The 9164-nt window shown below is 27.7% G+C and carries 10 protein-coding genes and 1 riboswitch; of the genes, 9 read left to right on the plus strand and 1 reads right to left on the minus strand.

Annotated elements, in window-relative coordinates; all coding sequences use genetic code 11:
• Nucleotides 1–77: 77 nt before the first annotated feature.
• Genes BM384_RS12710 through BM384_RS12725 form a run of 4 tightly spaced genes read left to right on the plus strand, consistent with a single transcriptional unit; the run spans nt 78 to nt 3471 of the window.
• Nucleotides 78–443: a hypothetical protein gene (locus BM384_RS12710; protein ID WP_090014139.1), complete on the plus strand. Its 366-nt coding sequence runs from the start codon at nt 78–80 to the stop codon at nt 441–443.
• Between the two features lie 54 nt (nt 444–497).
• Nucleotides 498–1574 (plus strand): ABC transporter permease, encoded by a 1077-nt coding sequence (locus BM384_RS12715; protein ID WP_090014140.1) that lies wholly within the window; start codon nt 498–500, stop codon nt 1572–1574.
• Between the two features lie 8 nt (nt 1575–1582).
• Nucleotides 1583–2806, plus strand: coding sequence for an ABC transporter permease (locus BM384_RS12720; RefSeq protein WP_175537373.1), 1224 nt, complete (start codon nt 1583–1585; stop codon nt 2804–2806).
• Nucleotides 2806–3471: an ABC transporter ATP-binding protein gene (locus BM384_RS12725; RefSeq protein ID WP_242946031.1), complete on the plus strand. Its 666-nt coding sequence runs from the start codon at nt 2806–2808 to the stop codon at nt 3469–3471. The genes BM384_RS12720 and BM384_RS12725 overlap by 1 nt, the downstream gene beginning before the upstream one ends.
• A 67-nt stretch (nt 3472–3538) precedes the next feature.
• On the opposite strand, the gene BM384_RS12730 is transcribed toward BM384_RS12725, so the two are convergent.
• Nucleotides 3539–3724, minus strand: a complete 186-nt coding sequence (locus BM384_RS12730) for a hypothetical protein (protein WP_090014146.1) — start codon at nt 3722–3724, stop codon at nt 3539–3541.
• A 109-nt stretch (nt 3725–3833) separates the two neighbouring features.
• Between BM384_RS12730 and BM384_RS12735 the strand changes: the two genes are divergently transcribed.
• The 5 genes from BM384_RS12735 to BM384_RS12755 all read left to right on the plus strand — a co-directional run bounded on the left by BM384_RS12735 (nt 3834) and on the right by BM384_RS12755 (nt 8726).
• Nucleotides 3834–4409 (plus strand): nucleoside recognition domain-containing protein, encoded by a 576-nt coding sequence (locus BM384_RS12735; RefSeq protein ID WP_090014148.1) that lies wholly within the window; start codon nt 3834–3836, stop codon nt 4407–4409.
• Nucleotides 4410–4420: 11 nt separating this feature from the next.
• Nucleotides 4421–4948, plus strand: a complete 528-nt coding sequence (locus BM384_RS12740) for a spore maturation protein (protein ID WP_090014150.1) — start codon at nt 4421–4423, stop codon at nt 4946–4948.
• A gap of 48 nt (nt 4949–4996) precedes the next feature.
• Nucleotides 4997–5722: an ABC transporter ATP-binding protein gene (locus BM384_RS12745; protein ID WP_090014152.1), complete on the plus strand. Its 726-nt coding sequence runs from the start codon at nt 4997–4999 to the stop codon at nt 5720–5722.
• Nucleotides 5715–7355 (plus strand): ABC transporter permease, encoded by a 1641-nt coding sequence (locus BM384_RS12750; protein WP_090014154.1) that lies wholly within the window; start codon nt 5715–5717, stop codon nt 7353–7355. The genes BM384_RS12745 and BM384_RS12750 overlap by 8 nt, the downstream gene beginning before the upstream one ends.
• A 120-nt stretch (nt 7356–7475) precedes the next feature.
• Complete coding sequence (locus BM384_RS12755; protein ID WP_090014156.1) at nt 7476–8726, plus strand: aminopeptidase P family protein; 1251 nt, start codon at nt 7476–7478, stop codon at nt 8724–8726.
• A 147-nt stretch (nt 8727–8873) separates the two neighbouring features.
• Nucleotides 8874–9048, plus strand: a riboswitch (Lysine riboswitch).
• Nucleotides 9049–9164: the final 116 nt, after the last annotated feature.

The raw sequence follows: 9164 nt of genomic DNA on the forward strand, positions 1-9164 counted from the left end.
AAAAAAAAAAAAAAGAAAAAAATGGTATATTATAAATGAACTTGCAAGTAAGAAAATTATATAAGGAGTGTTTATTAATGAAAAAAAATATAGCAATGATATTAGCAGGAATAAGTATATTTGCATTACCTATGGCAGCTCAAGCAAAGAATTTAACACACTATTTTGAAGCAACAAGAACTCAAATTAAAGGTGAAGTTTATAAACAAACATCAAATGTGGCAGATGCCAAAACATCAAATCTCAGTCAAAATGGACAAAGAGTAGCTGTAACAATACAAGCTTTTAGCAAGGAAGGAAATTATGATTCTGGAAGCTATAAGAGAGATGATGACGGAACTGCTTATGTAAGATCTGCTTCAAGCAATATAAACTTATGGGAAAGCGCACACTCAACATCTGGAACTAGTGATGCTTGGCAATGGCTACATCTATATGTATAAGTAATTATTAAAAGTGGTATTAAAAAATACCAATTTTGTTATTGGAGATTTAGTATGAGAAAAATATTTAAATTAAAAAAAATAGAAATATTCTTGATTATGGGATTTATTATATCTTTCTATTCTTTTTCTATGTTAATTGGATACTGTTCTAATTCTGCTAGTGAAATTATTGAAAGAAATAGATTTCATAGACGATATAAAGATGTTGAAATTGCAATTAATAATTTGGAAGAATTAGAATCTATAGAACAAATGATAGATAATATTTATGATTTGGGTATTAGAAAATTTACGTCTAAGTATCTTACTTCAGCTCAAGAACCAGTAAAAGAATCACAAGAAAATGTATTAAGAAATGAAGTTTTAGGTGCTTATGGATCTTTTGATATGGGAGAATATTGTGAAATAGAAGGAAGAAACTTTACTAGTGAAGAAACAATGAGTAATGAAAAAATAGCAATAATAGGCGAACGTGTAAATGACTATATATATGAAATTAATAATGAAAAATATATAAAATTATTTAATGATGATTATAAAGTAATAGGGATATTAAAGAACACAAAAAACTTTTCAAGAACAACTATAATACCATTCAAATCTTTGAATTTTATCAATAATAATTATGATAAGTTTGGTTTCCTAGTAAGTAAAGATGAATATAAGAAGCTTGAAGAATTAAGCAAAGAAAAATATAGTACAGAGATAAATGCAATGCCTACTAAATTTATAGTTTCGTATTTGTATCAAATTGAAGATGTTTTTAGAGAATGTATTTTTCAATTAATATTGTCATTAGCAAATTTAATATTATTTTCAGTTTTTATAGCTAGTGATATGAAGAAAGATATATCAATAATGAAGGTTTTAGGATGTACTAATAGAGATGTTTTTAAGGAAATTATAAAAAAAAATATTAAGGTGGCTACCATTGGAAATTTGATTGGGATAGTTCTTTTCAAAATTAGTAGTAGCATTATAGATGTAGCTTTTGTAAGTAAAATAGGAAATACATTTACAACTAATATGATTATAACTAGTATAATTTGTTACTGTATATCAATTTTAATATCAATAGCAACATTAAAAAATATTCTAAAGTTTAAAGTGATTAAAGAAATTAGGTGATAATGAGTATGGACAAGTTTTTGTTTTTTGATATTAAAAGAAGTAAGGTTATAAATATTTTAATCATAATTGAATTAGCAATATGGATTTTTTATAGTGGTTCATTGATATCCTTAGCAAGATTCAATGATTCTTTTAAAAATAGATTGTATAACTCATTTTCACCTGATAATAGTAGCATAATTATCTTTGTAGATTTAATAAGAAAAAATCCTCTACCTGAAGACCAAGAGTCTAATCAAAAAGTGGTAAAAGAGACTTTAGATTTTATAAAAAGTTTAGATTTGAGTTATGGTTTATTTAGAGAAGGAGATGAATCACAAATATCAGTAGATGAACTTGGAATGGAGTTAGATGATATAAAACCTGGCTATAATGATATGGAGAAGTTTACTACTGGCTTAAAACCTATGTATATGAGTTGGCATATGTTAAATTACTATAATGAACATATATATGGAAATATTGAAATTTGGAACGATAGTAATAATGGTGAAATTCCAGTTATATTAGGTGATACTTTTAGAAGTAAATATAAATTAGGAGATATAATTAGTAGTAGTGATAAAAGTTATAAGATTACTGGTTTTTTTGATAAAGATATAATTTCTTTTGATTATAATAACATAATGGTTACAAGTTATTCTTTAAATGGTTCTATGATTATTCCAGTAGAAGATGAAAAAATAATTTCAGAATATAATGCAGAACCTGTTCTTGTTTATAGTAAAGATGGAAGTAAGCTTGACAATGTAGAATTAAGGATGAATATAAAAGAAATCTGTCCGGATGCTAAAATTACACCAATGACTACAACTATTGATAACTATTTAGAACAAATTACTAAGGAAAAACAATTTGAACTAATAAGAGTATTATTAGTTACTTTAGTTATAACGGCTTCAGTTATAGTTACTATATTGTATAAGATTTCTTTAAATAAGGATAGAATAGGGGTTCTATTTTCTATAGGAATAAGTAAAATACAAATATTTAAAGTATTAGCTAGTGAGATGCTGTTTGTATCTGCCATTGGTATTATATTGGGAGATATAATCTATCTTATAAAATGTAAAAATGCACATGAAGTTTTTATAAATGAAAATTATTTATCAAATTTATATATATCTATATGTTTGCTTATAGTCATTATATTAAGTAGTTTAATTGTTGGATATAAAGCAATCAATAAGTTGACTCCGAGAGAGATGATGGGAGGATTTGTAGAGTGATGGTTTTAAAATTAAATAATATATATAAGAGTTATTCGGTTGGAGGTTCAAAGATAGCTGTACTAAATAATATTAATTTAGATATAGAAAAAGGAGATTTTATAGCCATTATGGGACCATCAGGGTGTGGTAAAAGCACATTACTAAATATATTAGGATGTATTGATATTCCTGATTCAGGAGAATACATAATTGGTGATAAAGAGGTGAATTTTAAAAGATTAAATAGTTTATCAGAGGTTAGAAATAAAAAGATATCTTTTGTTTTTCAAAATTTTGCATTAATAAAAGACTTTACTGTTTTAGATAATGTGGCGCTACCTCTTAAGTTTAGGGGAATATCTCGCAAAGAAAGACAAAGGGTGGCAAAAAAATATCTTAAAGAACTTGAAATAGAAGATCTTGAATCTAAAAGTATTCGAGAGTTATCAGGAGGGCAACAACAAAGGGTTGCCATAGCTAGAGCTCTTGCTCAAGAAACTGATATTATATTAGCAGATGAGCCAACTGGAGCTCTTGATGAAGAGAATACTAATAAAATAATGAATGTATTAAAAGAATTGAACATTAAATTTGGTAAAACCATAATAATGGTAACTCATGACAAACAAGTAGCAGATAAAGCTAATCATATATTAAAAATGAAAGATGGAATGTTTATTTAAGGATACTAAATAAGTGAGCATAATGAAAAAAGGAGCTAAATATCTAGCTCCTTTTTGCTATATGTAATTATAGAATTCCTTCATTCTTTAAAATATCTTCTAATTTTCTTACTTTTTCATTTAATGAAACAAACTTTTCTTTAATATCTTCTTTAGTAAAATTTCCATCAGATGCTGCTTTTTCTAAATCTTCTACAGCCTTTAGTGCATCGTCTATATCTTGTTGAGCAATTTTTAAATTATTGTTATCCATAAGAGCTCATCTCCTTTTAGTAAAATAAAGTATATACTAATCGTAACACTACTAAAAACTAAGTGCAAGGCATATATTTTATTGAACAATAATATGTTTGGAGGATAAAATGATAAATTACATTTGGTTTGTACTGATATTTTTGGGATTATTAGTCTCTATAGTAACAGGAAATGGTGATGCAATTTCTACAATAATAGTTAACTCAACAGAAAGTACTGTTAAGCTTATTATAAGTCTTGTAGGAATAATGTGTTTTTGGTGTGGAGTTATGAAGGTGGCAGAGAAATCTGGGTTAACAGAAAAGATAGCTAAAGTTATGAAACCAGTTTTAAAATTATTATTTAAGGACGCTGCGAAAGATGAGAAAGCTTTAGGGGCTATAGTTATGAATTTAACTGCAAATATGATGGGCTTATCAAATGCTGCAACCCCCTTTGGAATAAAGGCAATGGAAGAAATGGATAGGATAAATCCTGAAAAGGGAAGAGCAAGTGATGATATGGCTCTTTTTTTAGTTATGAATGCTGCTTGTATTCAGCTTGTTCCGTCTACTATTTTATCAATAAGAGCAGCTTGCAATTCTCAGAATCCAGGGATAATAATTGTTCCAGCTATTATTTCAACCTTTGGAGCAACAGTTGTTGGAATTACTTGTTGCAAGATACTTCAAAGATACTTTTAGGGGGGGTATTTATGGATGGATATATAACTAAAAGTATAATAGGCATAATTGTAATTATAATTATAGGATATGGAATGATCAAAGGTGGAAAGGTTTATGAGTGGTTTATAGAAGGAGCAAAAGATGGTTTAAAAGTGTGTCTAAATATTTTTCCTTATCTTTTAGCCATGATTGTTGCTGTTGAAATATTTAAAGGTGCAAATCTTTTGGATATGATAAATAATTTTATATCACCTGCAACTAACCTTATTGGTCTTCCTAAAGAAATTCTTCCCTTAGTTTTAATTAAACCTTTATCAGGAAGTGGAGCAGTAGCTATTTTTACAAATATAGTTCAAACCTATGGACCAGATACACTTATAGGGCTTACTGCTTCTGTAATTATGGGAACTACAGAAACTATTTTTTATACTGTTACTGTTTATTTTGGTGCAGTTAAAGTGAAAAAAGTAAGACATACAGTATGGGCTGCTATAATGGCAGATTTAACAGCAATTATTTTAGCTATAACTATTGCAAGAATAATGGTATTAAAGTAAAATAAAGGAAAGGTGTTGAGCTTTATTTTAGAAATGTGAGGTATAGAAGTGATTAAAATTGATAATGTTACAAAAAGTTATAATGGTAAATATAACGCAGTAAATAAACTTAATTTAAATATTGAAGATGGAAAAATTTTAGGTCTTCTTGGTCCTAATGGAGCTGGAAAGACTACAACTATTAAAATGATAACAGGAATAATTCAGCCAACTATAGGTGATGTTGAGATAAATGGAGTAAGCATTAGCAAAGAACCTGTTAAAGCAAAAGAACAATTTGGCTATGTTCCAGATAGTCCAGATATGTTTTTAAAATTTACAGGAATAGAGTATCTTAATTTTTTTGCTGATGTTTATAATGTTGATGAAGAAACAAGAAAAGAAAAGATTAAAGAATTAGCAGATAGATTTGAAATGACAAATGCACTAGGTGATAAAATTCAAAGTTATTCCCATGGAATGAGACAAAAGATTGTTGTAATGGGAGTAATTTTACATAATCCTAAGGTATGGATATTAGATGAACCATTAACAGGATTAGATCCAAAGTCAGCATTTATTTTAAAAGAAATGATGAGGGAACATGCTGATGCTGGTAATACAGTTTTATTTTCAACTCATGTTCTAGAAGTTGCGGAAAAAGTATGTGATGAAGTAGCTATTATTAATAAGGGGCAGTTAATTTTTAATGGTACTTTAGAAGATATGAGAAAAGAATTTAAAGAAAATGAATCATTAGAAGAAATGTTCTTGGAGATAACTGAAAATGAGTAGATTAGGTATTGTTACTAAGTTTTTTGTTAAAAATGCCCTAGAGCAAGGAGTTAATAATAGTAAAAAGACATCATGGATAGTAAGAGTATTGTTGACTTTAGTAATTATGGGATGTTTTTCATTACCTATAGTTGCTATAACTACTACTCTATATGAACCTTTTAAAGCTATTGGACAAGAAGGATATATAATTACACTTATTTTAGTAATAGGTTCAGCAATAACTTCATTCTTTGGTATATTCAGCGTTCTTAATATATTCTATTTTTCAGATGATATAGAGCTTATATTACCATTACCTTTTAAAAGTTCAGAAGTTATTTTAGGCAAATTTATAGCTCTTCTTATAGAACTTTATATTTATGATCTTATAATTGCTATTCCTTTAATAGCTTATGGAGTTATGGATAAATCAGGTATTTTATTTTATCTGTATGCTTTCATAAGTTTTATGTTAGTTCCAATTTTACCAATGACCATATGTATATTAATAAGCATGATAATAATGAGAGTAACTAATTTATCAAAACATAAAGATGCTTTTAAAACAGTTAGTGGAATTTTTATGCTTGTATTTGCTATTGCTATTAATGTTTTTTCAAGAAGTTCAAGTACTGGCGATAGTGTCGAATCACTACAAAATATATTAGCACAGGGAAACAATAGTCTTATGAATGCTATAAGTAATGTATTTTTTACTAGTACATTAAGTGCGAAAGCTCTTGTTTATAGTTCAGAATTTAAGGGGCTTGAGTATATGCTTATTACCATAGTGATAAGTCTGTGCTTGTTTGGATTGCTATATATAATTGGTGGAAAAATATATTATAAAAGTGTTATGGGACTTTCAGAATCTTATAGTAAGAGAGAAAATGTACTTGAAGGTAAGAAGGCAGATAAGTCAATAAAGAGAAGTTCTGCTTTTATAGCATTAATGAGTAGAGATTTTAAAGTTATGATTAGAACTCCTCAGTTTTTTATTAATTGCATAGCCATGATGCTTTATGTTCCAATTATTATGGGTGTGGGAATTTTTTCGGGGACAAGTACTTTAGAGATACAGGAAACATTAATGGATGCTAGTAATTATGGATATTTTTTAGCTGCAGTTTTATGGTTCTCAGTGATATCAGTAGCTGGAGGAGGAGCAGCTTTAACTGCTGTTTCAAGAGAAGGAAGAGATTTTATGGTTTCTAAGTATATTCCAGTGCCTGTAGAGGAACAATTTAAGTCAAAGGTTTTATTAGCTATTATTATAAATGGAGCTATGTCGTTAGTTCTAGCTATCTTGATGATTTTTTTGGGAATACCAATACAATTAGTATTAATAAGTACAGTTATTTCTTTATTGTCTACTGAACTGACTGCTATTATAGAGCTACTTTGGGATTATCATTCTCCAAATCTTAATTGGGAAGACGCTAAGTATTTATATAAAAAGAACTATTTTCCTTTATTTATGACTATAATAGCCTTTGTACTGGCTGGATTATTTATATTTGCTTATTATTTTATAAAAAATTATGTGATAATATTTATGGTGATATCAATTATATTAGCCGTTTTAATTGTAATTGTATATGAAAAGCTTAAAAAGACAGCTTATGAATTTTATGAAAAAGGTTTTGAATAGTAAAATATATAAAATGAAGTTTTATGATAAAGATTTTCAATAAGGGTACTTAGTACCCTTTTTTTTATTGACATAAAAGTAGTATAATATTATTAAAAAATAGAAAAGGATGGTAAAACTATGAATAATACGGTGTACAAAAATAATAGAGAAAAACTAATGAAAACTATAGAAGATAATTCAATAGTAATTCTTTTCGCAGGTAATGCACCAAAGAAAAGTGCTGATGAAGCTTATCAGTTTACTCCAAATAGGAATTTTTATTATTTCACAGGAATTGAAGAAGAAGAACATATAGCTGTATTTACAAAAATAAATGGAGAAGTTAAAGAATATATTTATTTAAAAGAAATAGATGAAGAAATGGAAAGATGGGTAGGAAAGAGTTTAAGAACTAATGAAGCATCAGAAATTTCAGGAATTGAAAATGCAGCTTATAAAGATGGATTTGAACTTTTTTTAAATAGATTATTTAGTGGCGTAGATGAAATGAATGTCTATTTAGATATGGAAAGAGATAGCTTTAATAGTTTAAACAACATTGTTGGAGTCTTTGCAAAGGATCTTGTTAGAAAGTATCCATTCTTAAGAATCAAGAATGTATATCCAAGAATAGTTCCATTAAGAAAAGTTAAAACTAAAGAAGAAATAGAAGAAATGCAAAAGGCTATAAAAATAACAATTGAAGGTGTTAATTCTTTAATGAAAAATGCTAAAGCTGGTATGAAAGAATACGAATTAGAAGCTTATTTTGATTTTGTATGTAAGAAAGATGGAGCTAAGGACTTTGCTTTTAAGACAATAGCTGCAGCAGGAAAGAATGCGGCAACTTTACACTATGTAGATAATAATTCAGAGATGAAGGATGGAGATTTAATTCTTTTTGATTTAGGAGCACAATGGAATTATTATAATGCTGATATAACAAGGACTTTTCCTGTAAATGGTAAGTTTACAAAGAGACAAAAAGAAGTTTATGAAGCTGTTTTAAGAGTTAATGAAGAATGTATAAAGATGCTTAAGCCAGGAGTAAAATTCTTAGAATGGAATAAGCAAGCCAGAGATATGATAGCTGAAGAATGTATAAAGCTTGGATTAATTGATAAAAAAGAAGATGTAACTAAGTATTACTGGCATAGTATTGGCCATGGTTTAGGATTAGATACTCATGATATAGATAGACCAGACAGAAATACTGTTTTTGAAGAAGGCATGGTATGGACTGTTGAACCAGGTATTTATATAGAAGAAGAATCAATTGGTATAAGAATTGAAGATGATGTGTTAATAACTAAGGATGGATCAGAAGTATTAACAAAAGATATGATTAAATCTGTTGAAGATATAGAAGAGTTTATGTCTGAAAAATAAGATCTATTTTATTAAATGACATATCATCAATATTCGTGCTGATTTTACAAGTATATAGCACTGCTTATGATCATTTATTAAAAAATATTTATAAAACACTTGAATTATCTGACATATAAAAGTATAATAATTTAGAAAAGTGAATAAGAAAGAGGTAGAGGCGCGGTACTTATTAGTAATACTGTGGACGTAAGCAGAATGATATAGTACGAAAGGAATTACCGCCGAAGCTTAGAATTAATGCTTTGATATTCTAAGGCTGGGCTTATATAAAATATATATAAGACTGTCACAAATAATTTTGTGTTGAGCTATCATTTGAGAAAATTTTTGATAATAATGTTTGTTATTAAGCCTTGAGTGTTACTCTTGGCTTTTTTTAATGCATAGACCAGTTATACAAAAAAATAAAAAATTTTAAAAAGTAATTTTTTAAAA

This window comes from Clostridium sp. DSM 8431 (assembly GCF_900116755.1).
GTDB lineage: Bacteria > Bacillota > Clostridia > Clostridiales > Clostridiaceae > Clostridium.

Bases quoted from the DNA above. Each gene is read 5' to 3' on its own strand.
- BM384_RS12710 (WP_090014139.1), top strand. From the start codon at position 78: ATGAAAAAAAATATAGCAATGATATTAGCAGGAATAAGTATATTTGCA.
- BM384_RS12715 (WP_090014140.1), top strand. From the start codon at position 498: ATGAGAAAAATATTTAAATTAAAAAAAATAGAAATATTCTTGATTATG.
- BM384_RS12720 (WP_175537373.1), top strand. From the start codon at position 1,583: ATGGACAAGTTTTTGTTTTTTGATATTAAAAGAAGTAAGGTTATAAAT.
- BM384_RS12725 (WP_242946031.1), top strand. From the start codon at position 2,806: ATGGTTTTAAAATTAAATAATATATATAAGAGTTATTCGGTTGGAGGT.
- BM384_RS12730 (WP_090014146.1), bottom strand. From the start codon at position 3,724: ATGGATAACAATAATTTAAAAATTGCTCAACAAGATATAGACGATGCA.
- BM384_RS12735 (WP_090014148.1), top strand. From the start codon at position 3,834: ATGATAAATTACATTTGGTTTGTACTGATATTTTTGGGATTATTAGTC.
- BM384_RS12740 (WP_090014150.1), top strand. From the start codon at position 4,421: ATGGATGGATATATAACTAAAAGTATAATAGGCATAATTGTAATTATA.
- BM384_RS12750 (WP_090014154.1), top strand. From the start codon at position 5,715: ATGAGTAGATTAGGTATTGTTACTAAGTTTTTTGTTAAAAATGCCCTA.
- BM384_RS12755 (WP_090014156.1), top strand. From the start codon at position 7,476: ATGAATAATACGGTGTACAAAAATAATAGAGAAAAACTAATGAAAACT.